The 23,305-nt window shown below is 68.5% G+C and carries 24 protein-coding genes; 10 read left to right on the forward strand and 14 right to left on the reverse strand.

Going from position 1 to position 23,305, the window contains the following annotated elements:
- Positions 1-5 precede the first annotated feature (5 nt).
- The 6 genes from QWJ38_RS00085 to QWJ38_RS00110 are packed head-to-tail and all read right to left on the reverse strand — an operon-like array spanning position 6 to position 4,652.
- Entirely contained in the window at positions 6-899 is an 894-nt protein-coding gene (locus QWJ38_RS00085) for an aminotransferase class IV (protein WP_290356995.1), read from the reverse strand.
- Between the two features lie 32 nt (positions 900-931).
- Entirely contained in the window at positions 932-2,080 is a 1,149-nt protein-coding gene (locus QWJ38_RS00090) for a D-alanyl-D-alanine carboxypeptidase family protein (RefSeq protein ID WP_290356996.1), read from the reverse strand.
- Between the two features lie 37 nt (positions 2,081-2,117).
- Positions 2,118-2,738, reverse strand: coding sequence for an alpha/beta hydrolase (locus tag QWJ38_RS00095; RefSeq protein WP_290356997.1), 621 nt, complete (start codon positions 2,736-2,738; stop codon positions 2,118-2,120).
- A complete protein-coding gene (locus QWJ38_RS00100; RefSeq protein WP_290356998.1) occupies positions 2,735-3,061 on the reverse strand; it encodes a (2Fe-2S) ferredoxin domain-containing protein in 327 nt (108 codons plus the stop codon). The genes QWJ38_RS00095 and QWJ38_RS00100 overlap by 4 nt, the downstream gene beginning before the upstream one ends.
- Positions 3,062-3,096: 35 nt before the next feature.
- Positions 3,097-4,209, reverse strand: coding sequence for a VanZ family protein (locus QWJ38_RS00105; protein WP_290356999.1), 1,113 nt, complete (start codon positions 4,207-4,209; stop codon positions 3,097-3,099).
- Between the two features lie 14 nt (positions 4,210-4,223).
- On the reverse strand, positions 4,224-4,652 hold the full coding sequence (locus QWJ38_RS00110) for a CopD family protein (protein ID WP_290357000.1): 429 nt from the start codon (positions 4,650-4,652) through the stop codon (positions 4,224-4,226).
- 401 nt (positions 4,653-5,053) lie between these two features.
- On the opposite strand from QWJ38_RS00110, the gene hemB reads away from it, so the two are divergent.
- Together hemB and QWJ38_RS00120 are read left to right on the forward strand one after the other, a co-directional pair.
- Positions 5,054-6,067: a porphobilinogen synthase gene (gene hemB / locus QWJ38_RS00115; RefSeq protein ID WP_290357001.1), complete on the forward strand. Its 1,014-nt coding sequence runs from the start codon at positions 5,054-5,056 to the stop codon at positions 6,065-6,067.
- Positions 6,068-6,087: 20 nt separating this feature from the next.
- On the forward strand, positions 6,088-7,179 hold the full coding sequence (locus QWJ38_RS00120) for a magnesium transporter CorA family protein (protein WP_290357002.1): 1,092 nt from the start codon (positions 6,088-6,090) through the stop codon (positions 7,177-7,179).
- Here the strand turns inward: QWJ38_RS00120 and ybeY are convergent, their stop codons facing one another.
- Both ybeY and QWJ38_RS00130 read right to left on the reverse strand, forming a co-directional pair.
- Positions 7,180-7,632 carry an rRNA maturation RNase YbeY gene (gene ybeY, locus QWJ38_RS00125; RefSeq protein ID WP_290357003.1) on the reverse strand — a complete coding sequence of 151 codons (453 nt, stop codon included), beginning with the start codon at positions 7,630-7,632 and terminating at the stop codon, positions 7,180-7,182.
- Positions 7,629-8,618: a PhoH family protein gene (locus QWJ38_RS00130; protein WP_290357004.1), complete on the reverse strand. Its 990-nt coding sequence runs from the start codon at positions 8,616-8,618 to the stop codon at positions 7,629-7,631. Before QWJ38_RS00130 ends, ybeY begins: the two co-directional genes overlap by 4 nt.
- Before the next feature lie 101 nt (positions 8,619-8,719).
- Here QWJ38_RS00130 and QWJ38_RS00135 point away from each other — a divergent pair, with 101 nt between their 5' ends.
- From QWJ38_RS00135 to ruvB, 4 genes are all read left to right on the forward strand, one after another.
- A complete protein-coding gene (locus QWJ38_RS00135; protein ID WP_290357005.1) occupies positions 8,720-10,111 on the forward strand; it encodes a sensor histidine kinase in 1,392 nt (463 codons plus the stop codon).
- Positions 10,112-10,204: 93 nt separating this feature from the next.
- Positions 10,205-10,855 (forward strand): response regulator, encoded by a 651-nt coding sequence (locus QWJ38_RS00140; RefSeq protein WP_290357006.1) that lies wholly within the window; start codon positions 10,205-10,207, stop codon positions 10,853-10,855.
- Positions 10,856-10,955: 100 nt separating this feature from the next.
- Entirely contained in the window at positions 10,956-11,525 is a 570-nt protein-coding gene (gene ruvA / locus QWJ38_RS00145; protein ID WP_290357007.1) for a Holliday junction branch migration protein RuvA, read from the forward strand.
- Positions 11,526-11,604: 79 nt separating this feature from the next.
- Positions 11,605-12,663: a Holliday junction branch migration DNA helicase RuvB gene (gene ruvB / locus QWJ38_RS00150; RefSeq protein ID WP_290357008.1), complete on the forward strand. Its 1,059-nt coding sequence runs from the start codon at positions 11,605-11,607 to the stop codon at positions 12,661-12,663.
- A gap of 96 nt (positions 12,664-12,759) precedes the next feature.
- Here ruvB and QWJ38_RS00155 read toward each other — a convergent pair whose 3' ends face one another.
- The 6 genes from QWJ38_RS00155 to QWJ38_RS00180 all read right to left on the reverse strand — a co-directional run bounded on the left by QWJ38_RS00155 (position 12,760) and on the right by QWJ38_RS00180 (position 19,381).
- Entirely contained in the window at positions 12,760-13,701 is a 942-nt protein-coding gene (locus QWJ38_RS00155) for a porin (RefSeq protein ID WP_290357009.1), read from the reverse strand.
- 120 nt (positions 13,702-13,821) lie between these two features.
- Positions 13,822-14,934 (reverse strand): sterol desaturase family protein, encoded by a 1,113-nt coding sequence (locus QWJ38_RS00160; protein WP_290357010.1) that lies wholly within the window; start codon positions 14,932-14,934, stop codon positions 13,822-13,824.
- 25 nt (positions 14,935-14,959) lie between these two features.
- The gene (locus QWJ38_RS00165) at positions 14,960-15,607 is read right to left on the reverse strand and encodes a histidine phosphatase family protein (protein ID WP_290358028.1); all 648 of its coding nucleotides are present in this window, start codon (positions 15,605-15,607) and stop codon (positions 14,960-14,962) included.
- A 10-nt stretch (positions 15,608-15,617) separates the two neighbouring features.
- A complete protein-coding gene (locus QWJ38_RS00170; RefSeq protein WP_290357011.1) occupies positions 15,618-15,941 on the reverse strand; it encodes a DUF1840 domain-containing protein in 324 nt (107 codons plus the stop codon).
- Between the two features lie 45 nt (positions 15,942-15,986).
- Complete coding sequence (locus QWJ38_RS00175) at positions 15,987-18,092, reverse strand: putative bifunctional diguanylate cyclase/phosphodiesterase (protein WP_290357012.1); 2,106 nt, start codon at positions 18,090-18,092, stop codon at positions 15,987-15,989.
- Positions 18,089-19,381: a cyclic di-GMP phosphodiesterase gene (locus QWJ38_RS00180; RefSeq protein WP_290357013.1), complete on the reverse strand. Its 1,293-nt coding sequence runs from the start codon at positions 19,379-19,381 to the stop codon at positions 18,089-18,091. Before QWJ38_RS00180 ends, QWJ38_RS00175 begins: the two co-directional genes overlap by 4 nt.
- 225 nt (positions 19,382-19,606) lie before the next feature.
- On the opposite strand from QWJ38_RS00180, the gene QWJ38_RS00185 reads away from it, so the two are divergent.
- The 4 genes from QWJ38_RS00185 (at position 19,607) to QWJ38_RS00200 (ending at position 23,240) form a co-directional block, all read left to right on the forward strand.
- Positions 19,607-20,278 (forward strand): 3-oxoacid CoA-transferase subunit A, encoded by a 672-nt coding sequence (locus QWJ38_RS00185; protein WP_290357014.1) that lies wholly within the window; start codon positions 19,607-19,609, stop codon positions 20,276-20,278.
- A complete protein-coding gene (locus QWJ38_RS00190) occupies positions 20,275-20,925 on the forward strand; it encodes a 3-oxoacid CoA-transferase subunit B (RefSeq protein ID WP_290357015.1) in 651 nt (216 codons plus the stop codon). Before QWJ38_RS00185 ends, QWJ38_RS00190 begins: the two co-directional genes overlap by 4 nt.
- A 7-nt stretch (positions 20,926-20,932) precedes the next feature.
- The gene (pcaF, locus tag QWJ38_RS00195; protein WP_290357016.1) at positions 20,933-22,141 is read left to right on the forward strand and encodes a 3-oxoadipyl-CoA thiolase; all 1,209 of its coding nucleotides are present in this window, start codon (positions 20,933-20,935) and stop codon (positions 22,139-22,141) included.
- Between the two features lie 259 nt (positions 22,142-22,400).
- Positions 22,401-23,240 carry an IclR family transcriptional regulator domain-containing protein gene (locus tag QWJ38_RS00200; protein ID WP_290357017.1) on the forward strand — a complete coding sequence of 280 codons (840 nt, stop codon included), beginning with the start codon at positions 22,401-22,403 and terminating at the stop codon, positions 23,238-23,240.
- Positions 23,241-23,305 lie beyond the last annotated feature (65 nt).

A 23,305-nucleotide genomic window follows, 5' to 3' on the forward strand; every position in this document is an offset into this window, starting at 1 on the left:
TCGGCTCAGATCGATTGCAGATGTTTGGCGCGCTGGTAGGCCTCGTACAGCCGCGCATAGACCGGGCCCGGCTTGCCGCGCAGCGCGCCATGGCCGACCGGCTCCTTGTCCAGCGTGGTGACGGCCAGCACTTCCTTGGTGGCCGAGCTGAGGATGATCTCGTCGGCGGCGAACAGCTCGGCCTCCGAGATCGGCCGCAGGTTGTAGCCGATGCCGCATTCCTCGCAGAGCTCGTGCAAGAGCTCGACGCGGATGCCCTCCAGCACCTGCTCGCTCTTCGGCGGGCCCAGCAGCGCATCCTCCTTGACGATCCAGACATTGGAGGCCGAGGCCTCGGTCAGGAAACCGTCGCGCAGCAGGATGGTCTCCAGCGCATCCTGGTCGGCCGAGATCTGCCGCGCCAGCACATTGCCCAGCAGCGAGATGCTCTTGATGTCGCCGCGCTCCCAGCGGAAGTCGCGCGCCGTCACGCAGGCCGCGCCCTGGTGGCGCTCGCTCTCGGCCACCCAGCGCGCCGGCGCGCTGTAGGCGAACACGGTGGGCGTGCAGTCCTCGGGCATCACATGGTTGCGCTGGGCGGCGACGCCGCGCGTCACCTGCAAGTAGACCCACTGGTCCTCGGCGCCGCTCTTGCTGCGCGCCTCCTCGGCCAGGCGGCGCGCGATCTCCAGCCATTGCGCGCGCAGCAGGGGGCTGATGATGCGCAGCTTGGCAAGGCTGCGCTCGAAGCGATCCATATGCTCGTCGAAGCGGAAGATCCGCCCGGCATAGACCGGCAGCAACTCATAGGCCCCGTCGCCGAAGATGAAGCCGCGGTCCATCGGCGACACCTTGGCTTCGGCCAGCGGTCCATAGGTGCCGTTCAGATAGCAGGGCAGATCGGGCAGCAGGGCTTGCATAGCGGCGTTCTCCTCGGCCAGCCCCGATTAGATCACTTGATCCACAAACGGATCGCGTCCCAGGCGCGGCCGAAGATGCCGGCCAGCGGCACCTCCTGCTGCACGATCAGCGGCACCTCGGCCACCGGCGCGCCGGCGGCGGTCGTCACCTTCAGCGTGCCGACGCGCTGGCCCTTGGCCAGCGGCGCGACCAGCGGATCGGTGCGCTCGACCTTGGTCTGCAGCTTGCCGCCCTCGCCGCGCGGCACGGCGACGAAGACCGCATTGGCCGCGCCGAGCTTGGCTTCCTTCTCGGCGCCCTTCCAGACCGGCACCGTGCTGATCGCCTGGCCGGCATCGAACAGGCGCAGCGCGTCGAAGGCGGTGTAGCCCCAGTTGAGCAGCTTCTGGCTCTCGCTGGCGCGCGCCTCCTTGGAGGCGGTGCCCATCACCACCGACAGCAGGCGGCGCTTGCCGTTCGGGAACTCGCGCTGCGCGCTGGCGACCAGGCAGTAGCCGGCGGCCTCGGTGTAGCCGGTCTTCATGCCGTCGACGGTCGGGTCGCGGGTCAGCAGCATGTTGCGGTTGTGCTGGCGGATCTTGTTGTAGGTGTATTCCTTCTGCGAGTAATACGGGTAGTACTCGGGGAAGTCCTTGATGATGTGGGCGGCGATCACCGCCATGTCGCGGGCGCTGCTCTTGTGGCCCGGCTCCGTCATGCCGGTGACGTTGGTGAAGCTGGTGTTCTTCAGGCCCCAGGCCTGGGCCTGCTTGTTCATCGTCTGCACGAACTGCTCGACGGTGCCGCCGACGCCCTCGGCCAGCGCGACCGCCGCGTCATTGCCCGACTGGATGATCAGGCCGCGCAGCAGCTCGTCGACCTTGGGCGTCATCGTCGTGTTGATGAACATCAGCGAGGGGTCGCCCTTGCGCTCGTCCCAGGCACGCTTGGAGACGCTCAGGGTCTGGTCCAGCGTGATGCGCTTCTCGCGCAGGGCGCCGAACACGACATAGGCGGTCATCAGCTTGGTCAGCGAGGCCGGATCCTGCGGCGCATCGGCATCGCGTTCGGCCAGCACGCGCTCGGCGGTGATGTCCAGCAGCAGGTAGTTGCGCGCGGCGATCTCGGGCGGCTGCGGCGCCTGGGCGGCCGCGTTGAAGGCAGCGCAGGCCGCCAGCACTAGAGCAATCAGTCGTTTCATGCGTGTCGTTCTCGGAGAAATGGGTTCAGGCGGCCCGTCATGCCGCAAAAGCGCGCACAACCAGGTTTTTCAGCAGCGGCAGCTGACCGTGGAAGAAATGGCCGACGCCGGGCACGACGACGATGGGCAGCGACTGCGGCCGCGCCCAGTCGAGCACGGCCGACAGCGGCACGACATCGTCGACCTCGCCGTGGATCACCAAGGTATCGGCCGGCACCGTGGCGGTGTCGAAGCGGCTCGTCGCCGGGCCGACCAGCACCAGACGCTCGGCCTTCTGCCCCTCGGGCAGGCGCTCGGCCGCGCGCGAGGCGATATAGCCGCCGAAGGAAAAACCGGCCAGCAGCAGCGGTTCGTCGACATTGCGGTAGGCACTCAGCACGGCCAGCGCATCGTCGATCTCGCCGCGGCCTTCGTCCCAGCCGCCTCCGGAGCCGCCGATGCCGCGGAAGTTGAAGCGCACCGCCCGGTAGCCGAGCTGCAGAAAGGCGCGCGCCAGGGTCTGCACGACCTTGTTGTCCATCGTGCCGCCCTGGGTCGGGTTGGGATGGCAGATCAGGGCCAGGCCGCGCGGCACGACATCGGCCCCCGGCAGATCGAGCGCGCATTCGATCGCGCCGGCGGGGCCGGCGATCAGCTTCTTTTCGGTCTGCGAGTTCATCGGCCGACGTGCTCGGGCAGGACCAGGCGCTCAACGACCTCGCCATGCTTCAGGTGCTTCTCGACGATCTCGTCGATGTCGCTGGCGTCCACATAGCTGTACCAGGTCGCGTCCGGGTAGACGACGGCCACCGGCCCACCGGCGCAGCGGTCCAGGCAGCCGGCCTTGTTGACCCGCACGCCGCCCTTGCCGGCCAGGCCCAGCGCCTTGACCCGGGACTTGCAATGATCGAAGCCGGCCTGGGCGTCATGCTGCGCGCAGGCGTTCTCGCCGTTCTCGCGCTGGTTCAGGCAGAAGAAGATGTGGCGCTCGTAATAGCTCATGCCGGCATTGTAGGCAGCGCTGCGGGTTAACCCCGTCAGACGGTGCGCCGGCCGATCAGGGCCAGTAGCCAGGCCAGGGCCGCAAAGGGCCAGACCCAGCCGATCCAGCGGGCCAGGCCATAGAGATTGATGAAGCGGCCCTGCTCCCAGGCCTGCAGGCTCTGCGCCATATAGGGATCGGCCGGCGCCTGCGTCACCAGGGCGATCAGCGCGCTCAGCGCGACCAGGCCCAGCGCCGCGCTGACGCGGCGCGGCAGCGGAGTCGCCACCGAGGCCAAGAGCGCACCGACCGCCAGGCCGGGCCAGCTCGCCGGCGTCACCCAGGCCCAGGCATGCTGCGGGCCGAAGTTCAGCGCGGTCGACAAGGTCGTGCCCAGCAGCCCGAGCAGCAGGGCGCCGGCGACCAGGGCCAGCCGGCGCAGTCCCGGCCGCGCGACCGACAGCGCCAGGAGCACCGGCGCGAGCAGGCCCAGGGCGATCGCAATCGCCTCCAGGCCCGGCGGCAGCGGGCGCTGCGGCGGCGCCTCGGCATCCACCCACATCAGGGTCCAGGGCGTGCCGTCCAGCGCGGCAAGCGCCACTTCCTGCAGGCGCGGCAGCCATTGGCCGACGCCCAGCGGCACCGGCGTCGGGAACAAGAGGCCCAGCGGCCACAGCGCCAGCAGGGCCAGCGCGGCGGCGCTGTTCGGCTGGAACCAGTATTCGCGCAGATCGTGCCAGCGCTGCAGGCCGCCGAAGCGGTTCAGCAGCAGGCCCAGCAGCAGGCCCAGCCAGGCGCCGACGCTGTTCAGCAGCCAGTCGGACCGCGAGGGTACGCGGCCGGGCAGGAAGAACTGCAGGGTCTCCATCAGCAGCGACAGCAGCGGCCATGGCAGCAGGCCCAGCAGCAGCGCGAAGCGCAGGCCGCGCCCGCTGCGCAGCGCGGCGGCGAAGGCGAGCAGCCCCAGCGGCAGATAGCCGATCAGATTGGCCTGCACGTCGAAGGGCCCGAAGAAACGGGGCCAGGGCAGCACCAGCAGGCCGTCGAGCTCCAGGCCCGGCGGCCAGCGCCAGGGCGCGAACGGGTACAGGCTCGCGTAGACGACCAGGGCCAGATAGGCCAGCAGCAGCCAGGTGGCCGAGCTTTGGCGTCGCGGGCCCGGAGTCATCGCTGGGGCGTCAGTCAGAAGGGCTTGACGACCACCAGGATCACGATCGCCGCGAACAGCAGCACCGCGGCCTCGTTGAAGACGCGGAACCATTGGTGGCTGCGCTTGTTGCCGAGTTGCTCGAAGCGGCGCAGCAGCCGCCCGCAGCCATGGTGATAGCCGACGGCGACCAGGACCAGGGCCAGCTTCGCATGCAGCCAGCCATTGCCCGGGCCGCGGCCGACGCCGTAGCCCAGCCACAGCCACAGACCCAGGAGCAGGGCCGGGATCATCAGCAGGGTGCTGAAGCGGTAGAGCTTGTGCGCCATCAGCAAGAGGCGCTCGCGCTCGGCATGGCTGTCGGCGGGCACCATGGCCAGATTGACGAACAGGCGCGGCAGATAGAACAGGCCGGCGAACCAGCTGGCGATGAAGACGATGTGAAGGGCTTTGATCCAGAGCATCGAGAGATTATGGGCCCCTCGCCCAGGAGTACCTGGTCGGTCCCCCGAGGGGACGCCGATCGATGCCGGCATGGGCCGGCATCGACATCGGCTCAAGCCGCCCTTAGGGCGGCCCGGCGGGCGCCTTGAGTCGAAATCACCAAGAGAAAAAAAAGCCCCGGCCGATATCGATCAGGCCGGGGCGGCAAAGCCTTATCGCTGTCATCACGCTAAGGCTCCTGCTCAGGGAGGAAAAGCAGGGAATGACCACCTTGCGGCTATCATTCATCGATAAGTTTAGCAGGGCCGCTAGCGCGCCGAAACTGGCGCATGTCGTACAAAACGCTCGGTTAGCACGAGCCGCCCGTGCCACCCCCGCAAATGCGGGGCCGGCTCCGTCGCCGCCCTTTGGAGAAATTACCTTGTCCTCGTCCAGCCACCTGCCGCCGCCCTATCCGGCCAGCCGTCCGCGCCGCCTGCGCCGCCATGCCTTCAGCCGCGAGCTGGTGCGCGAGAACGCCCTTAGCGCCAGCGATCTGATCCTGCCCGTGTTCGTGCACGAGGGTGTGGACAAGACCGAGCCGGTGCTGTCGATGCCGGGCGTGTCGCGCCTGAGCCTGGACCGGCTGATCCCGGTCGCCGAGGAATGCGTGGCCCTGGGCATTCCGGTGCTGGCCCTGTTCCCGGTCATCGACGCCGCGCTGAAGACAGCGGACGGCCGCGAGGCCATGAATCCGGACGGACTGGTGCCGCGCGTCGTGCGCGCCTTGAAGGACAAGGTGCCAGGTCTTGGCATCCTGACCGACGTGGCGCTGGACCCCTTCACCAGCCACGGCCAGGATGGCGTGCTCGACGACAGCGGCTACATCATCAACGACCGCACGGTCGAGATCCTGGCCGAGCAGGCGCTGGTCCAGGCCCGCGCCGGCGTGGACATCGTCGCGCCCAGCGACATGATGGACGGCCGCATCGGCGCGATCCGGTCGGCGCTGGAGCGCGATGGCCACATCCACACGCAGATCATGGCCTACAGCGCCAAGTACGCCAGCGCCTTCTACGGCCCCTTCCGCGACGCGGTCGGCTCCAAGGCCAATCTGGGCAAGGCCGACAAGAAGACCTACCAGATGGACCCGGGCAACAGCGACGAAGCGCTGCGCGAGGTCGGTCTCGACCTGGCCGAGGGCGCGGACATGGTGATGGTCAAGCCGGGCATGCCGTATCTGGACATTGTGCGCCGGGTCAAGGACCAGTTCCGCGTGCCCACCTTCGCCTACCAGGTCAGCGGCGAGTACGCGATGCTCAAGGCCGCCGCCGCCAATGGCTGGCTGGACCACGATGCGGTGATGATGGAGTCGCTGCTGGCCTTCAAGCGCGCCGGCGCCGATGGCGTGCTCAGCTATTTCGCGCTGGACGCGGCGCGGCTGCTGAAGGGCTGAGCAAGAGGATGCGCGGCGCCATGCGCGTCTTCCACATCGCCGGAGAGCAGATCCAGGAGCTGGACGCGCTGCCGACGGACTTGCCGGCCGGCGGCTTTCTCTGGGTCGGCTATGCGCGCGAGGAGTTCGAGCAGCAGATCGCCGAGGTGCAGGCCGGCCTGCATCGCTGGGGCACCGGCCAGCTGGTCGATCTGCATGTCTCGGACCTGCTGAACAAGCAGCTGCCCTCGCACTTCGACTACACCTCCTGGTACGACCTGCTGGTCTTCCGTCGCCTGGCCGCGCCGGCCGGCGAGCTGAGCGCCGAGGCCGAACTCGGCACCCTGGCCGCCGCCGAGCGCGTGCTGTCGGCGCTGGACACTAGCCCGGTGGGCTTCGCCGTCTTCGACCGCGTGCTGATCACCGTCCATCCGAGCGACTGCCTGGTGCGCGACTTCTTCGCCGACAAGCTGGGCAAGCTGACCGAAGGCCGCGATTTCCGTGGCTCGGGCCGGCTGCCGACCAGCCCGGCCGAGCTGATGCTGCGCATGGTTAACCACATCGTCGACAACTATCTGGACCTGCGGCGCATCTTGTCGCGCCAGCTCGGCGCGCTGCAGAAGCTGCTGCTGGACCCGCACGGCCATTTCGAGAACTGGCCGATGCTGCTGGCCTCGCGCGATGCGCTGCACCGGCTCGAGGACAGCTGCGAGGACCAGCGCAGCGCCATGCAGGAGTGGCTGGACGCGCTGGACGAATGGCCGGACAGCGCCGACCCGCATCTGCAGCGCGAGCGCGAGCTGCTGCGCGTGCGCTCGCGCGATGTGCTCGAGCACATCGAGCGGGTGCTCTCGCATGTGCGCCGACACGAGGCCTCGGCCGAGTCGGCGGTGCAGATGCATTTCTCGGCCCTGAGCCACCGCACCAACAGCATCATGCGCACGCTGACGGTCCTGACGGCGATCTTCCTGCCGCTGAACCTGATCACCGGCATCTTCGGCATGAACTTCGAGACGCTGCCCTTGATCCACCGCGCGACCGGCTTCTGGATCGCCGTCGGCCTGATGGCCGCGATCGGCCTCGCACTGGGCGCCTTCTTCTGGCGCAAGCGCTACCTGTCTTCAAAAACCTAGTCAGCGCCGCTGGTAGGGATCGGCAAATCCCAGCGCCCGCATCAGCTCGCTCTCGCGCGCCTCCATGCACTCGGCCTCGTCGTCTTCCTCGTGGTCGTAACCCTGCGCATGCAGGGTGCCGTGCACCAGCAGATGGGCGTAGTGGTCGGCGATGGCGATGCCCATCTCCTTGGCCTCGCGTTCGACGACCTCCGCGCAGATGACCAGATCGGCGGCGACCACCGGCTCGTGGGCGTAGTCGAAGGTCAGTACATTGGTCGCATAGTCCTTGCCGCGGAATTCGGCGTTCAGCTGCCGGCCCTCCTCGGCATCGACGATGCGCACGGTGATCTCGCCGGGCAGCTCCAGCGCCGCGCGGATCCAGCGGACCACCTTGTGGCGCGGCAGCAGCACGCGGTGGCGCGGGTCGGCGAACTGCAGGCTCAGGCTCAGCTCGGGCATGCCGCTGCTCATCGGGCGCTTCCTTCCTTCTTCTTGTCGCGCGCCTCATAGGCCTCGACGATGCGCGCCACCAGCGGATGGCGCACGACGTCGGCGCTGGTGAAGCGCGTCATCGCGATGCCCTTGACCTTGGCCAGCACCCGCTCGGCGTCGATCAGGCCGCTGGTGACGCCCTTGGGCAGGTCGATCTGGCTGGTGTCGCCGGTAACCACGCATTTGCTGCCGAAGCCGATGCGGGTCAGGAACATCTTCATCTGCTCCGGCGTCGTGTTCTGCGCCTCGTCGAGGATGACGAAGGCATGGTTCAAGGTGCGGCCGCGCATGAAGGCCAGCGGCGCGACCTCCAGCAGGCCCTTCTCGAACGCGCGGCTGACGCGGTCGAAGCCCATCAGGTCGTAGAGCGCATCGTAGAGGGGTCGCAGATAGGGGTCGACCTTCTGCGTCAGGTCGCCGGGCAGAAAGCCCAGGCGCTCGCCGGCCTCGACGGCCGGTCGGGTCAGGATGATGCGCTGCACGCTGCTGCGCTCCAGCGCATCGACCGCGCAGGCGACGGCCAGAAAGGTCTTGCCGGTGCCGGCCGGGCCGAGGCCGAAGGTGATGTCGTGGCCGAGGATGTTCTTCAGATAGTCGTGCTGGCGCGGCGTGCGGCCGGCCAGGTCGGCGCGCCGCGTGCGCAGCACCAGCGGCTGGCCCGGTGCGGCGCTGTCAGCGGCTGTTTTGCTCTTCGCCGGCACGCCCAGATCACCGGCCGCCTCGGTCAGTGCCAGCTGGAACGATTCCGGCGCGATCGTGCGACGCGCGCGCTCGTACAGCGCGTCCAGCAGCCTGACCGTGCGCTCGGCCGCGGCCTTGGGACCCTCGATGCGGAACAGCTCGCTGCGCCGCGTGATGCGCACGCCCAGGGCCGCCTCGATCTGGCGCAGATGCTCGTCAAGATTGCCGCACAGATGCGCGAGGCGGCTGTTGTCGGGGGGCAGCAGGGCATGCTTGATGATCACGGGCGGCTTCTTTCTGTTCGTTTCCGGCGCTGAGCCGCATTGTCGCCCGTGGTGCATGTCCCGAGGCGGCCGGGGCGGCCCCTCCTGCACAATCCTGCCCCATGCAACGACCCTTACAGACGATGATGAGCCTGGCCCTGCTGGCCGCGCTGCCGCTGGCCGCGGCCGCCGGGGGCGGCGGCGCCCTGCTGGCGGCCGCGCCGGGCTGGCTGGCCGCGATGCTGTTGATGATGGCGATCACCACCGGCCTGCTGGCCAGCCTGCATGTGCGCGAGCGCCATGTGTTCTTCCTCAGCGCGATGATGCTGGGCTGGGTGCTGCTGCGCATCAGCCTGGGCCGGCCCGAGCCCTGGCTGCCGATGCTGCTGCTGGCCCTGATCCTGCTGTGCGGCGTGCAGTTCCTGCTGCGCCAGCTCGGCTGGTCGCGCGGCTGGATCGACGCGGCGCTGCTGGCGCAGCTGCTGCTGGCGCCGCTGAGCGTGGCGCTGGCCGGCGAGTCGCTGCAGGCGCTGCTGCTGCGGCTGTGGCCGGCGCTGCTGATGCTGGAGCTGCTGGCGGCGATGGCCTGGCAGCTGCGGCTGCGCCGCCATGCGCTGCGCGCCAGCCTGCAGCCGGACGAGACGCAGCAGAGCGACTTCGTGATGATGAGCTGGCTGCTGGGCGTCTCGGCCCTGCTGCTGCTGGCCGAGCAGATGAGCCTGCTGCAGACGGCGACGGTCGCGCGCCTGCCGGCGCTGCAGCCCTGGCTGGCGCTGAGCCTGCCGCTGCTGATGCTGGCGCTGGGCCTGCATGTCTGCGTCGGCTTCGCCCGCGCGCGCAGCGCGGCCGAGCGCCGGCACGAGCAGATCGAGCAGCGCCTGCACGAGCGCGTCGCCGAGGTCGAGCGCAACTTCAGCACCATGGCCGAGCTCAAGCTGGAGCAGGTGACCGAGCGCGAGCGCAAGCGCATCGCCGCCGATCTGCACGACGACCTCGGCGCCAAGCTCTTGACCATCGTCCACACCAGCGAATCGGACCGCATCTCGACCCTGGCGCGCGAGGCGCTGGAGGAGATGCGGCTGTCGGTGCGCGGCCTGACCGGCAAGCCGGTGCAGCTGCTCGACGCCTTGGGCGACTGGCGCGCCGAGGTGGTCTCGCGGCTGGCCCAGGCCAACATCCTGGCCGAGTGGAAATCGCCGGCCGAGGACATCATCCACACGCTGCCGGCGCGCGCCTATGTGCAGACGACGCGGATCTTCCGCGAGGCGGTCAGCAATATCATCAAGCACAGCGGCGCCACCCATTGCACGGTCGGCTGCAATGTCCAGGGCGGCGACTTCCTGGTCGTGATCCAGGACAATGGGCAGGGCATCTCGACCGAGCTGGACGGACGCCTGGACCGCGGTCACGGCATGGCCAGCATGAAGGCGCGGGCCAAGCAGATGCACGGCCAGTGCCTGGTCGAATCCGGCCCCGGCTGGGGAACCGTGATCCGCCTCACGATTCCGCTCTGAACGGCGGCGCCGGCACGCTACATCCATTGGCAAGCGTGCCGATACAGGCTAACTTGACATCATCTCGACGCCCTCGGGAAGACGCAGACAACCATGAACCATATTCTTTTGCTGGAAGACATTCCCGAGATCCGCGCCTGGCTCAAGGTGCTGATCAAGCAGGTCTTCCCGAACAGCCAGATCACCGAGTGCTCGCGCGTCGCCGATGCGCTGGCCCAGGTCAACAGCCAGCGCTTCACCCTGGCGCTGCTGGATCTCGGCCTGCCCGACGGTTCCGGCGTCGATGTGATCGCCGCGCTGCGCGAGCGCCAGCCCGAGGTGCAGTCGGTGATCGTGACCATCCACGACGACGACGAGCATCTGTTCCCGGCCCTGCAGGCCGGCGCCTTCGGCTATCTGCTGAAGGAACAGTCGCGCGAACTGCTCGTCGAGCAGCTGCAGCGCATGAGCCAGGGCGAACCGCCGCTGTCGCCCTCGATCGCCCGCAAGGTGATCGCCTATTTCACCTCGCAGCGCCGCCCGCCGACCGCCCTCTTGCACGAGGTCTCGCTGACCGACCGCGAGACCGAGGTGCTGCTGCGCGTCGCCAAGGGCTTCACCCTGCCCGAGATCGGCGTGCAGTTGGGCCTGTCGCGCCACACGATCGCCGACTATGTGAAGCAGATCTACCGCAAGCTGAATGTCTCGTCGCGGGCCGAAGCCGCGCTCGAAGCGCAGCGCCTGGGCTTGTTCGGCCGGAACTGAGCACGCCGCAGCGGCATCGCTGCCGTGCCCGGTGCATGGCTCGGGAAAATACTGGACGAACATCCAGCAAATTTGCGCCAAACGCGGATAATCCGCGGCCATGATAGGCAAGCTCACGGGCGTCATCGCGGAGAAATCGCCCCCGCAGGTTCTGATCGATGTGCAGGGCGTCGGCTACGAGGTCGACGTGCCGATGAGCACCTTCTACAACCTGCCCGGACTGGGCGAGCGCACCAGCCTGCTGACCCATTTCGTCGTGCGCGAGGATGCGCAAATCCTGTTCGGCTTCGGCAGCACCGAGGAACGCGCGACCTTCCGCCAGCTGATCAAGATCAGCGGCGTCGGCCCCAAGATGGCGCTGGCCCTGCTGTCGGGCCTGTCGATCGCCGAGCTGGCCCAGGCCGTCTCCAAGCAGGAGCTGGGCCGCCTGACCAAGGTGCCGGGCATCGGCAAGAAGACGGCCGAACGCCTGCTGCTGGAGCTCAAGGGCAAGCTGGGCCCCGACCTGGCCCTGCCGGTCAGCGTCGCCAACGACAGCCAGTCCGACATCCTGCAGGCCCTGATCGCGCTCGGCTATTCCGACAAGGACGCGGCCGCGGTGCTGAAGAAGCTGCCGGCAGACATTGGCGTCAGTGACGGCATCAAGCAGGCCCTCAAATTCCTGTCATGACTGCCCCCACACTCACTTCGTTCGCTGCCCCCCGGGGGGGCGCAGGCCTTTCTTGGGGCGGCCCGGCGAAAGGCCTGTCATGAGCATCCAGACCGACGACTTCGCCCCGGCGCCGACGCAGCGCGTGATCAGCGCCGTCGCCACCTCGCCGAACGAGGAGGCGATCGAGCGCGCCTTGCGGCCCAAGCTGCTCGACGAGTATGTCGGCCAGGCCAAGGCCCGCGAGCAGCTGGAGATCTTCATCGGCGCGGCCAAGAAGCGCAGCGAGGCACTGGACCATGTGCTGCTGTTCGGCCCGCCGGGCCTGGGCAAGACGACCTTGAGCCACATCATCGCCGCCGAGCTGGGCGTCAATCTGCGCCAGACCTCGGGCCCGGTGCTGGAAAAACCCAAGGACCTGGCCGCGATCCTGACCAATCTCGAGCGCAACGATGTGCTCTTCATCGACGAGATCCACCGCCTGAGCCCGGTCGTCGAGGAAATCCTCTATCCGGCGCTGGAGGACTACCAAATCGACATCATGATCGGCGAGGGCCCAGCCGCGCGCTCGATCAAGCTCGATCTGCAGCCCTTCACCCTGGTCGGCGCGACCACCCGCGCCGGCATGCTGACCAACCCGCTGCGCGATCGCTTCGGCATCGTCGCGCGGCTGGAGTTCTACACGGCCGAGGAGCTGCAGCGCATCGTCAGCCGTTCGGCCGCGCTGCTCAACGCGCCGATCGATCCGGACGGCGCGCTGGAGATCGCGCGCCGTTCGCGCGGCACGCCGCGCATCGCCAACCGGCTGCTGCGCCGCGTGCGCGACTATGCCGAGGTCAAGGGCAATGGCCGCATCAGCAAGACCATCGCCGACAAGGCGCTGGCGATGCTGGACGTCGACCCGCAGGGTTTCGACCTGATGGACCGCAAGCTGCTCGAGGCGGTCGTGCACCGCTTCGACGGCGGACCGGTCGGCCTGGACAATGTGGCCGCCGCGATCGGCGAGGAGCCGGGCACGATCGAGGATGTGATCGAGCCCTATCTGATCCAGCAGGGCTTTCTGCAGCGCACGCCGCGCGGCCGCATCGCGACGCTGGCGGCCTTCCGCCATCTGGGCGTGGCGCCACCGAAATCGGTCGGCCAGCTGTTCGACGAATAGCAAGAGCGCCGCCGTTCGCCATTCATGTCGATCGGATCAGCGGCGCAATGAAAAAAGCGACCCGAAGGTCGCTTTCTCGCTTCTGCTCGCGAACGATCAGAAGTTGTGGCGGATACCGGCAGCGTAAGAGCTGAAGTCACGCGAGTTGATAGAGCTCTGGATCGCGGTGTAGTAGCCGTAGATCTTCGTGCGCTTGCTCAGGTTGTAGTTATAGGCCAGCGTGTACTGCTCGGCGCCGGAACCTTGCAGATAGCCACCGGCCTTGCTGCCGCCGTAGTTCAGGTGGAACTCCGAAGCGCCCATCGTGTACATCACCGAAGCACGGCCGATCAGACGGGTGTCCTTCTGCGAAGCGGGCAGGCCGTCAACCGACTCCTGCTGGATGTAGCCGCCGAAGACCCAGGCGCCCATTTCGAACAGGCCGCGCAGGGCCAGCTGGTCGCCGACGCCTTGCTTGCTGTAGCCCAGGCCGAGGTGGATCGGGCCCTGGTCGTAGTAAGCACCCAGGTCATAGCCCTTCTTCTCGCCCGGAGCGCCTTCACCGGCGTGGAGGGCGAACTCGGCGTTGAAGCCGCTGATCGTCGGGGTCTTGTAGGCAACCTTGTTGGTCTGCGTGAAGCCGGCACCCGAGTACAGCGCGTCGGACGACGAGCCGGTGTCGTGGTTGTGCATGCTCACGTAATCGGCCGTGGCGAAGTAGGAAGCCGGGGTCCAGCTGCCCAGACGCACCGTGCCGAAGGAGCCGGCCAGGTAGACGGAAGACTCACGATTCCAGAACGCGGTGCCGGTCTGCTTGCCGTCGTCGGAGTTGAAGCCGTGCTCGATATCGAAACCGGCCGACAGACCGCCACCCAGCTCTTCCTTGCCCATGAAGCCGATACGCGAAGCGTTGTTCGCGACGACGATCTTGCGATCGGCCGTGCCAATCTTCTGGCTTTCAACGGTCGTGTTCAGACGGCCGTACAGGGTCACCGAGCTCTGAGCGAAAGCAGGAGCGGCGATTGCTGCAAGTGCAGCCACAAGAGCGATCTTTTTCATCGTTTGCCTTTGTAAGGGAAGTTGGTGCCAGGCTCGGCCGCCCGGTCTAGTACGCAATGTGGATTCAGTATAAAAGTGCGTTAGGCGTCCGCCATCGCAAGCGACGCGAAATTGCAACACTTAACTGCTAGCGACGGTCCCTTCTGCAGGGGACCGCAGCGGCCGGGCCGCGCCGGGCGAGCACAGGCGACCGACGCCGACCAGGCCGGCCGCAATCAGCAGCAGCGCGCCGGCCTGCTGCCAGGGGCCCAGCAGATGCGAGAACCACAGCACGCCGGTGGTCGCCGCCAGCAGGAGCCCGAACAGCGCCAGCGCCAGCCCTTGGCGAAGCGCCGGCACGGCCGGGTCGTAGAGCGGGCGGGTATGCGGGTCATAGGCCGCCTGGGCCGGCGCCTGCGGCGCGGCGGCCGGCTGCCAATGCGCTGGCTCCCAGCAGATCTGCAGCCACTCCCGCCAGCCGCGCGCCCAGCGCGCCTTGCGCAGCAGGGCGCCATAGACCTGCCAGTTGGCCCGCAGCGGATTCCAGCTGTGCAGCGCGTCGCGGGTGCCGTAGACGCAGGGCTCGGTGTCGAGCTCGTCCTGGAAGCTGCCGAAGATGCGGTCCCAGATGATCAGGATGCCGCCGTAGTTGCGGTCCAGATAGGGATCGTTGACGGCATGGTGGACGCGGTGGTTGGACGGCGAGCAGAACCAGCGATCGAACCAGCCGAGCCGGCCGACCTGCTGCGTGTGGACCCAGAACTGGTAGAGCAGATCGACCAGGCCGACGACGGCAAAGACCAGCGGCGGGAAGCCGAGCACGGCCATCGGCAGGTAGAAGAGCCAGCCGAGCAGCCAGCCGCTGCTGGTCTGGCGCAGCGCCGTCGACAGGTTGTAGTCCTCGCTCTGGTGGTGCACCGCATGGGCGGCCCACAAGAGCGCCGTCGTATGGCCGAGCCGGTGGTACCAGTAATAGAGCAGGTCGTAGAGCAGCAGGCCGCTGAGCCAGACCCAGGGCGATTGCGCCGACAGCTCGAACAGCGCCGCCCGCTCGTAGACCCAGACATAGATGCCCAGGGTCAGCAGCTTGGTCAGCAGGCCGACCAGCTGGCTCAGCATGCCCAGGCCGATGCTGTTCAGCGCGTCATTGAGCCGGTAGGTATTGCGGCCGCGCCGCCAGCCGACCCAGAACTCCACGGCGATCATCAGAAAGAACAGCGGCGTGACCAGGACAATGATTTGCGCGGCTTGCATGAAGAGTGAGGTCGGGCGGGCGGGGCTAGGTCTTTTCGGCGAGCTCGTCGAGGCTGCGGTCGTCCAGATGGAACTGGTCGTTCCAGCCCACGAGGCTGAGGCCTTGCGGCGAGTAAAGCAATCGGTTGATCGCCGCATTGCCCAGTTCCCAGCTGCGCGGTGCCTGCAGCGGCAGCCGGGTGGCGGCGCGGTACAGGCAGTCCATCACCCCGCCATGGGCGACGATCAGCAGGGTTCTGCCCGGATGCCGGGCCGCCAGCCGCTCGACCGCGCCGACGCAGCGCTGATAGAAGATCGGCAAGGTCTCCCCGCCCTCGGCATCGAAATCCAGATCGCGGCGCCGCCAGCGCTCGCTCAGCGCCGGCCAGCGCTCGGCGATCTCGGCCCAGCTGAGGCCCTCGAAGCGGCCGAAGCTGCGCTCGCGCAGTTCGGCGTCCAGGCGCAGCTCGACGCCGGTCGCCCGCGCCACCGCCTCGGCCGTCTGGCGCGCCCGCGCCAGATCGCTGGAATAGATCAGATCGATGGCCTCCTCGCGCAGCGCCGCGCCGACGCGCCGCGCCTGCTCCAGCCCGGTCTCGTTCAGCGGAATATCCAGCTGTCCCTGGATGCGCGTCTCGCGGTTCCACTGGGTCTCGCCATGGCGCACGGCCAGGATGCGGGTGCTCGCGTCCAGGCTCATCGCGTCAGGCACCCCAGAACACGCTCTCGCCGGCCTTCTGCGCATGGCGCATCAGCTCGATCAGCGGCCAGGCGCGCTGACTCAGGCTGACGCCTTCGCGGCGCGGTGCCGGCTCGCCGGCCGCCTTGGCCTCGGCCTGCAGCGCGGCAAAGCGCGCCTCGTCCTCGGCCACCGCGCGCTCCAGGGCGGCAATCGCCGGGTCGAGCTGCTCCAGCAGTAGGATGCCGGCCTCGCCCGGTGTGCGACCGAGCAGCAGCAGGATCTGGTCGCCCTGCGGCCCCAGCATGATCACATCGGCGCCGGCCTTCGATTTGAATTTGTAGATCATCAGCGTCTCCGCGGTTTGCACTCGTCGACGCCTATTGTGGGCCGATCAGCGCGGCGGTGCTTCGGCCGGAGCGGCCGCGCCCTGCTGGCGGACCTGCTGCTCGAAGGCCAGCGGCGCCAGCGCCGGCGCATACAGCCAGCCCTGGAACTCGTCGCAGCCGGCCCCGCGCAGGAACTCGCGCTGCGCCTCGGTCTCGACGCCCTCGGCGATCACCTGCAGGCGCAGGGCGCGGCCCATCTGGATCACCGCGTTGACGATGCCGGCGTCGCTGGCATCCTCCGGCAGGCCCTGGATGAAGCTGCGGTCGATCTTCAGGCGCTGGATCGGAAAGCGTTTCAGATAGCCGAGGCTGGAATAGCCGGTGCCGAAATCGTCGATCGACATCTGCACACCCAGGGCGGCCAGCGCCTCCAGCCGCTTCAGCGCGCCGTCGGCATCGCGCACCAGGATCGATTCGGTCAGCTCCAGCTCCAGCAGCGCCGCCGGCAGGCCGGCCGCGCGCAGCGCCTCCGCCACCGCCTCGACAAAGGCCGGCTGCTGGAACTGCAGCGCCGACACATTGACGGCCACCGGCATGTGCAGGCCCTGGCGCAGCCATTGCGCGGCCTGCTCGACCGCCTCGCGCAGCACCCATTGGCCGATCGCGACGATGAAGCCGCTCTCCTCGGCCACGGGGATGAATTCGGCCGGCGAGATCTCGCCGCGCAGCGGATCGCGCCAGCGGATCAGCGCCTCGGCGCCGATCACCCGGCCGCTGTCCAGCGCCAGCTGCGGCTGGTAATGCAGCCGGAACTGGCCCTGCTGCAGCGCCTGGCGCATCGCGTGATCGAGCCGCATGCGCGATAGCAGATCGACGTCCTTGCGCGGCTGGTGGAAGCGGAAGCCCGCGCGGCCGCTTTCCTTCACCCAGTGCATCGCCCGCTCGGCGCTGGCCAGCAGGGCGTCGGCATCGCCGCCGTCGCCGGGGAACAGCGCGATGCCGATGCTGCAGGTGACGGTGAAGCTGAGCGTGTCGAAGCTGAACGGGCGCGACATCGCGTCCTGCACCCGCCGCGCCGCCAGTTCGGCACCGCGCGCATCGGCCTGGTGGATCAGCAGCGCGAAATCGTCGCCGGACAAGCGCGCCACCGTGTCGACCTCGCGCAGCGCCGTCTTCAGCCGCTGCGCGACCTCCTTCAGCACCCGGTCGCCATAGCTGTGGCCCAGGGTGTCGTTGATCTGCTTGAAGCGGTCCAGATCGACATTGAGCAGCGCGAACACCAGGCCCTCGCGGCGCGCCATCGCCTGCGCATAGTCGATCCGCGTCGCCAGCGCGCGGCGGTTCGGCAGGCCGGTCAGCAGGTCCAGCTGGGACAGCTCCTCGATGCGCTGGCTGGCGGCCAGCTGCTCGCTGAGATCGCGGAAGGAATGCACGCGGCCGATCGGTCGGCCGCGGCTGAACTGCGGCAGCGAGACCCGCTCCAGCACGCGCCCGTCGAGCAGGCGCAGCCGGTCGCAGCTGGGCAGCAGCGGCGCCTCGCGGATCGCGGCCAGGCGCAGGGCATAGGCCTCGCCGTCGATGACGCTGCGCCGCATCCAGGCCTGCACCGCCGCATCGTCGCGTTGCAGCAGCAGTTCGTCGGCGATGCCCCACAGCGCCGCGAAGCGCTGGTTGAAGGAGCGCATGCGGCCATCGAGATCGGTGACCAGGATGCCGTCGGCGGTCGATTCCAGCGTCGCGCGCAGCTCGCCGACCAGGGTCTCGCGATCCTCCTCGGCCTGGCGCTCGCGCGTCTGGTCGCGCATCGCGACCAGCCAGTAGCCCGTGCCGCCCTCCTGCTCGACGAAGCCGATGCGCCGCGTCACCCACAGCATGCGGCCGTCGGCATGGCGCATCCAGGTGTCCGAGCTGATGCTGGCCGCGCGGTTGCCGGCGGCCTCCAGCCAGAACATCGCGTCCTCGGGCGTGGCGGCCAGGTTCTCGACCGGCTGGCCGATCAGCGCGTCGGCGTCCAGGCCCAGCAATTGCGTCGCCGCCGTATTGACGGCCAGCACGCAGCGGCTGCGCGCGTCGACCAGCCAGACCGCCTCCAGCAGCCCTTCCAGCAGCCCAGCCTCCGGGAGCGCCGGCGTCGGTAGATGTCTCAGCGTGTCGAGGCTCAGCAGCCTCACGCGGCCAGCTCCCCGAAGCCGGTGCTCGGCGCCGGTTCGAAGAAATAGGCGACACGGGTGCGCGGACTCAGGTAGTCGAGCGCCGCACGCGGCAGCTGCTGCGGCTTGAGGCTGCGGCGTATGCCCAGATCCGGCTGCTCTTCCAGATTCAGCACCAGCGCTTCCTCACGCGGCACCTTGGGGTCGTGCACCATCACCTTGGGCTTCAGCGGCCGCGAGGAATTGACCGCGACGACCAGCGCATAGCGGTCGTCGGTCAGCTGCACCGTCGAGCCCGGCGGGTAGACGCCCATCATGCGGATGAAGGCATTCAGCATCGTCGCGTCGAAGCGGTTGCGGCCCTGGGCAAACATCAGCGACAAGGCCTCGTGCGGCGTCATCGCCTTGGAGACCAGCAGCGGATTGCACAGGCCGTCGAAGCGGTTGACCAGCGCGACGATGCGCGCGGCCGTGCTCATCCGGTCCATATTGAGGCGCTGCGGGAAACCGCTGCCATCGGCGTTCTCGTGGTGCTGCGCGATCACCAGCAGCGGCCCCGGCGCCAGGCCCATGCCCTGGGCCAGCGCGACGCCCTTGGCCACATGCGATTGGTAGACCTGGTTCTCGCTGAGCGAGAAGCTGTCGTCGCGGTTGCGCAGCCGCGCCGGCAGCGCGGTCTTGCCGATATCGTGCAGCAGCGCGCCGACGCCCAGATCCATCATCTCCTCGCGGCCCAGGCCGAAGGCGCGCCCCAGCAGCAGCGAGATGATGGACACATTGAGCGCATGGGCGGTGCCGCGGTCGCCGACGCCCTCGTTGAGCAGGCGGATGTTCAGGTCGCCCTCGATCAGCATCTTGTCCAGCAGGGCCGAGGTCAGCGCCATCGACTGCTCGCGCGCATCGGCCGGCTCGCGCGGGATCAGCTCCATCACGTCTCGGAAGGCGCTGGCCGCCTCGCCGTACTGGCTCTCGCACAGCGCCAGCGCCTCGCGCTGGGCGGCCAGGGCCCGGCGATGCGCCTCGCGCGCGCGGTCCTCGGCCGAGGGCTCGGGCTCGCCGGCGTCTGCCACGGACGACGCGGCTTCAGCGACGGCCTGCGGGGCGGGCAGCGGGTGCAGGTCGCTCTTGCCTGGATTCCAGCGCACCTGGGTCAGGCCGAGCCGGCGCAGCACCAGCATCTGGTCTTCCGAACTGAGCTTGAAGCTGCTCAGCGGAAAGGGATGCGACATCCAGCCCAGGTCCAGGTGGATGAACATGCCCACCTTCAACTGGTTGACGTCGATCAGCGGATCGGCAGTTCTGTCCTTCATTGCTTCTATCTACGCCCATACACAGGCGCCCTCTGGCCCAGCATCGGCAACTCGCCGAGCGAACTTGAGCGCCGCGCCGGGTCTCCCCCAACTTGATCCGGAATTCATCGCCATCAATGTGCGCATTGTCACGCATGCGCTTGACCGCCCGTGCGTGGGCCGCCTACGATGTTCCCAATAAGAACCCAAGTTCTTATAACGAACTTTTTAACACCTGCGGTAGCGATGATCAACAAGCTGCAAGCCTCGGCCCGCGCCGCACTGGCCGATGTGCCCGACGGCGCGACGGTGATGATCGGCGGCTTCGGCACCGCCGGCCTGCCCGACGAACTGATCGCCGCCCTGCTCGAGCAGGGCGCGCGCGAGTTGACCGTCGTCAACAACAATGCCGGCAATGGCGACAGCGGCCTGGCCGCGCTGCTCGCCGCGGGCCGGGTGCGCAAGATCATCTGCTCCTTCCCGCGCCAGGCCGATTCGCATCATTTCGACGCGCTCTACCGTGCCGGCAAGATCGAGCTGGAGCTGGTGCCGCAGGGCAATCTGGCCGAGCGCATCCGCGCCGCCGGGGCCGGCATCGGCGCCTTCTTCACGCCAACCGGCGCCGGCACCGAGCTGGCCCGCGGCAAGGAAATGCGCGAGATCGGCGGGCGCCTGCAGGTGCTGGAATATCCGATCCATGCCGACTACGCCCTGATCAAGGCGCAGCGCGGCGACCGCTGGGGCAATCTCAGCTACCGCAAGACGGCGCGCAATTTCGGCCCCATCATGGCGGCGGCGGCCAGGATCACCGTCGCCTCGATCTACGAGCTGGCCGAACTGGGCGGGATCGATCCGGAGAGCGTCGTCACGCCGGGCCTCTATGTGCAGCGCCTGGTCCATCTGGAGGCCGCGGCATGAGCCACACGAAATGGACGCGCGAGCAGATGGCCGCCCGGCTGGCGCGCGACATCCCCGAGGGCGCCATCGTCAACCTGGGCATCGGCCTGCCGACCCTGGTCGCGGCGCAGATCCCGGCCGAGCGCGAGGTGATCCTGCACAGCGAGAACGGCGTGCTGGGCATGGGCCCGCCGCCACCGGCCGGCGAGGAAGACCCGGACCTGATCAATGCCGGCAAGCAGCCGGTGACCCTGCTGCCCGGCGGCGCCTTCTTCCACCATGCCGACAGCTTCGCGATGATGCGCGGCGGTCATCTGGACATCTGCGTGCTGGGCGGCTTCCAGGTCTCCGAGCGCGGCGATCTGGCCAACTGGCATACCGGCGCGCCGGACGCGATTCCCGCCGTCGGCGGCGCGATGGACTTGGCGATCGGCGCGAAGAAGACCTTTGTGATGATGGAACTGCTGAGCAAGGCCGGCGAGAGCAAGATCGTGCGCGAATGCAGCTATCCGCTGACGGCCGCCCGCTGCGTCGCCCGCGTCTACACCGACCTGGCCGTGCTGGAAGTGACGCCGCAGGGCCTGCGGGTGCTGGACCGCGTGCCGGGCCTGGCCCATGAAGAACTGCAGGCCCTGACCGGCCTGCCCCTGATCGATTCGATGGAGTGAACAAGCAATGACTCAAGCCCAAGCCTTTATCTGCGATGCGATCCGCACGCCCTTCGGCCGCTACGGCGGCGCGCTGTCCTCGGTGCGCGCCGACGACCTCGGCGCGATCCCGCTGCGCGCCCTGATCGAGCGCAACGCCCGGGTCGACTGGGAGGCAGTGGACGATGTGCTCTACGGCTGCGCCAACCAGGCCGGCGAGGACAACCGCAATGTGGCGCGCATGGCCGCGCTCTTGGCCGGACTGCCGATCGCCGTGCCGGGCGCGACGATCAACCGCCTGTGCGGCTCGGGCATGGACGCGGTCGGCTCGGCCGCGCGCGCGATCCGCGCGGGCGAGGCGCAGCTGATGCTGGCCGGCGGCGTCGAGAGCATGAGCCGCGCGCCCTTCGTGATGCCCAAGGCCGAGAGCGCCTTCTCGCGCAGCAATGCCGTCTACGACACGACCATCGGCTGGCGCTTCGTCAACAAGCTGATGAAGGAGCGCTATGGCGTGGACTCGATGCCGGAGACGGCCGAGAACGTCGCCAGCGACTTCGGCATCGAGCGCGAGGCGCAGGACCGCATGGCGCTGGCCAGCCAGCTGAAGGCCGTCGCGGCGCAGCAGGCCGGCTTCTTCGACGCCGAGATCACGCCGGTGACGATCGCGCAGAAAAAGGGCGATCCGGTCATCGTCGCCAAAGACGAGCATCCGCGCGAGACCAGCCTCGAGGCGCTGGCCCGGCTGAAGGGCGTCGTCCGTCCGGACGGCACGGTGACGGCCGGCAATGCCTCGGGCGTCAACGACGGCGCCTGCGCGCTGCTGCTGGCCAGCGAGGCCGCCGCCGCCCGGCATGGCCTGAACCCGCGCGCCCGCGTCGTCGGCATGGCCACGGCCGGCGTCGCGCCGCGCATCATGGGCATCGGCCCGGCGCCGGCGACGCTGAAGGTGTTGGCGCAGACCGGCCTGTCGCTGGCGCAGATGGATGTGATCGAGCTGAACGAGGCCTTCGCCGCCCAGGGCCTGGCGGTGCTGCGCCAGCTGGGCCTGGCCGACGACGATGCCCGCGTCAACCCGAACGGCGGCGCCATCGCGCTGGGCCACCCGCTGGGCGCCAGCGGCGCGCGCCTCGTGACGACAGCCGTCAATCAGCTGCAGCGCACCGGCGGCCGCTATGCGCTGTGCACGATGTGCATCGGCGTCGGGCAGGGCATCGCGCTGATCATCGAACGCGTCTAGCGATCCCGGGTGAAATTCCGCGCTGCAGCAATAAGAAAAACTCATAGCTCATTGATTTTTTGTCGCCTTTCCGGGTCGGTAAAGTTTCTGAAGGCTTGTTGAAAGCTAGTAACCGTGTGGGATACTGGATCCAATATGTGTGCTCCTTGCGCACATATGCCGACTGCACATCGGCTCTGGTCCCGGACGGGGCGGTGACGCCCACGGTTTTCTGGCTCCGCGCCCGCAAGCAAGGGGCGCCAAACGCACACAAGCCCCTATGTCTGCTGCTCGCGCTTTTGATGATCTGGCCGCCGTCGCGGCACCCACGCTGGCTCCCACGACGGTCAGCGCCAACGAGACCGGTCCGCTGAAGCGCGATCTGGTCGCCGGCCTTGAAAAAGGCCTGGCCGTGATCGAGGCCTTCGACCAGGAACGGCCGCGCCTGACGATCAGCGAGGTCGCTGCCCGCACCGGCCTGACCCGCGCCGCCGCCCGCCGCTATCTGCTGACCCTGACCCATCTGGGCTTCGTTTCGCAGGACCGCAAGATGTTCGCGCTGACGCCCAAGGTGCTGCGTCTGGGCCAGAGCTATATGCATTCCGCGCGCCTGCCGCGCATCGTCGAGCCCGAGCTGCACAAGCTGGCCTATGCGCTGAAGGAAGCCAGTTCGGCCGGCGTGCTGGACGGCAACGACGTGATCTGCATCGCCGCAACCAGCGCCGGCCGCGTCGTCTCGACGACCTTGCAGCCGGGCACGCGCGTGCCGGCCTATTGCTCCGGCGTGGGCCGCGTGCTGCTGGCCGCGATGCCGCAGGCCGATTCCGATGCCTGGATCGCGCGCCAGGAACTGAGCGCACTGACCCCGCACACGATCACCCATGCGGAACGCCTGCGCCTGGAAATCTCGCGCGTGCGCTCGCTGGGCTATGCCTGCATCGATCAGGAGCTCGAGATGGGCCTGCGCACGCTGGCCGTGCCACTGAAGAACTACCGCGGCGACGTCGTCGCGGCGCTCAACATCATCGTCCACGCCTCGCGCATGAGCATGGACCAGATGGTCGAGCATTGCCTGCCGCCGCTGCTGCAGGCCCAGGCGCATCTGCGCATGTTGCTCTGAGGTCGTTCGCCGGGCCCGGCGGGCCCTTCACGGTGAACTACCATTGCGCGAGCACTGCGCAGGAG

The sequence above is a fragment of the Roseateles violae genome (genome assembly GCF_030410485.1).
GTDB lineage: Bacteria > Pseudomonadota > Gammaproteobacteria > Burkholderiales > Burkholderiaceae_C > Roseateles_D > Roseateles_D violae.

Coding starts and splice junctions, on each gene's coding strand:
- QWJ38_RS00140 (WP_290357006.1), top strand. CDS start 10,205: ATGAACCATATTCTTTTGCTGGAAGACATTCCCGAGATCCGCGCCTGG.
- QWJ38_RS00085 (WP_290356995.1), bottom strand. CDS start 899: ATGCAAGCCCTGCTGCCCGATCTGCCCTGCTATCTGAACGGCACCTAT.
- pcaF (WP_290357016.1), top strand. CDS start 20,933: ATGACTCAAGCCCAAGCCTTTATCTGCGATGCGATCCGCACGCCCTTC.
- QWJ38_RS00185 (WP_290357014.1), top strand. CDS start 19,607: ATGATCAACAAGCTGCAAGCCTCGGCCCGCGCCGCACTGGCCGATGTG.
- QWJ38_RS00135 (WP_290357005.1), top strand. CDS start 8,720: ATGCAACGACCCTTACAGACGATGATGAGCCTGGCCCTGCTGGCCGCG.
- QWJ38_RS00095 (WP_290356997.1), bottom strand. CDS start 2,738: ATGAACTCGCAGACCGAAAAGAAGCTGATCGCCGGCCCCGCCGGCGCG.
- QWJ38_RS00100 (WP_290356998.1), bottom strand. CDS start 3,061: ATGAGCTATTACGAGCGCCACATCTTCTTCTGCCTGAACCAGCGCGAG.
- QWJ38_RS00160 (WP_290357010.1), bottom strand. CDS start 14,934: ATGCAAGCCGCGCAAATCATTGTCCTGGTCACGCCGCTGTTCTTTCTG.
- QWJ38_RS00105 (WP_290356999.1), bottom strand. CDS start 4,209: ATGACTCCGGGCCCGCGACGCCAAAGCTCGGCCACCTGGCTGCTGCTG.
- QWJ38_RS00090 (WP_290356996.1), bottom strand. CDS start 2,080: ATGAAACGACTGATTGCTCTAGTGCTGGCGGCCTGCGCTGCCTTCAAC.
- QWJ38_RS00110 (WP_290357000.1), bottom strand. CDS start 4,652: ATGCTCTGGATCAAAGCCCTTCACATCGTCTTCATCGCCAGCTGGTTC.
- QWJ38_RS00190 (WP_290357015.1), top strand. CDS start 20,275: ATGAGCCACACGAAATGGACGCGCGAGCAGATGGCCGCCCGGCTGGCG.
- ruvA (WP_290357007.1), top strand. CDS start 10,956: ATGATAGGCAAGCTCACGGGCGTCATCGCGGAGAAATCGCCCCCGCAG.
- QWJ38_RS00170 (WP_290357011.1), bottom strand. CDS start 15,941: ATGATCTACAAATTCAAATCGAAGGCCGGCGCCGATGTGATCATGCTG.
- QWJ38_RS00200 (WP_290357017.1), top strand. CDS start 22,401: ATGTCTGCTGCTCGCGCTTTTGATGATCTGGCCGCCGTCGCGGCACCC.
- QWJ38_RS00180 (WP_290357013.1), bottom strand. CDS start 19,381: ATGAAGGACAGAACTGCCGATCCGCTGATCGACGTCAACCAGTTGAAG.
- QWJ38_RS00120 (WP_290357002.1), top strand. CDS start 6,088: ATGCGCGTCTTCCACATCGCCGGAGAGCAGATCCAGGAGCTGGACGCG.
- QWJ38_RS00155 (WP_290357009.1), bottom strand. CDS start 13,701: ATGAAAAAGATCGCTCTTGTGGCTGCACTTGCAGCAATCGCCGCTCCT.
- ybeY (WP_290357003.1), bottom strand. CDS start 7,632: ATGAGCAGCGGCATGCCCGAGCTGAGCCTGAGCCTGCAGTTCGCCGAC.
- ruvB (WP_290357008.1), top strand. CDS start 11,605: ATGAGCATCCAGACCGACGACTTCGCCCCGGCGCCGACGCAGCGCGTG.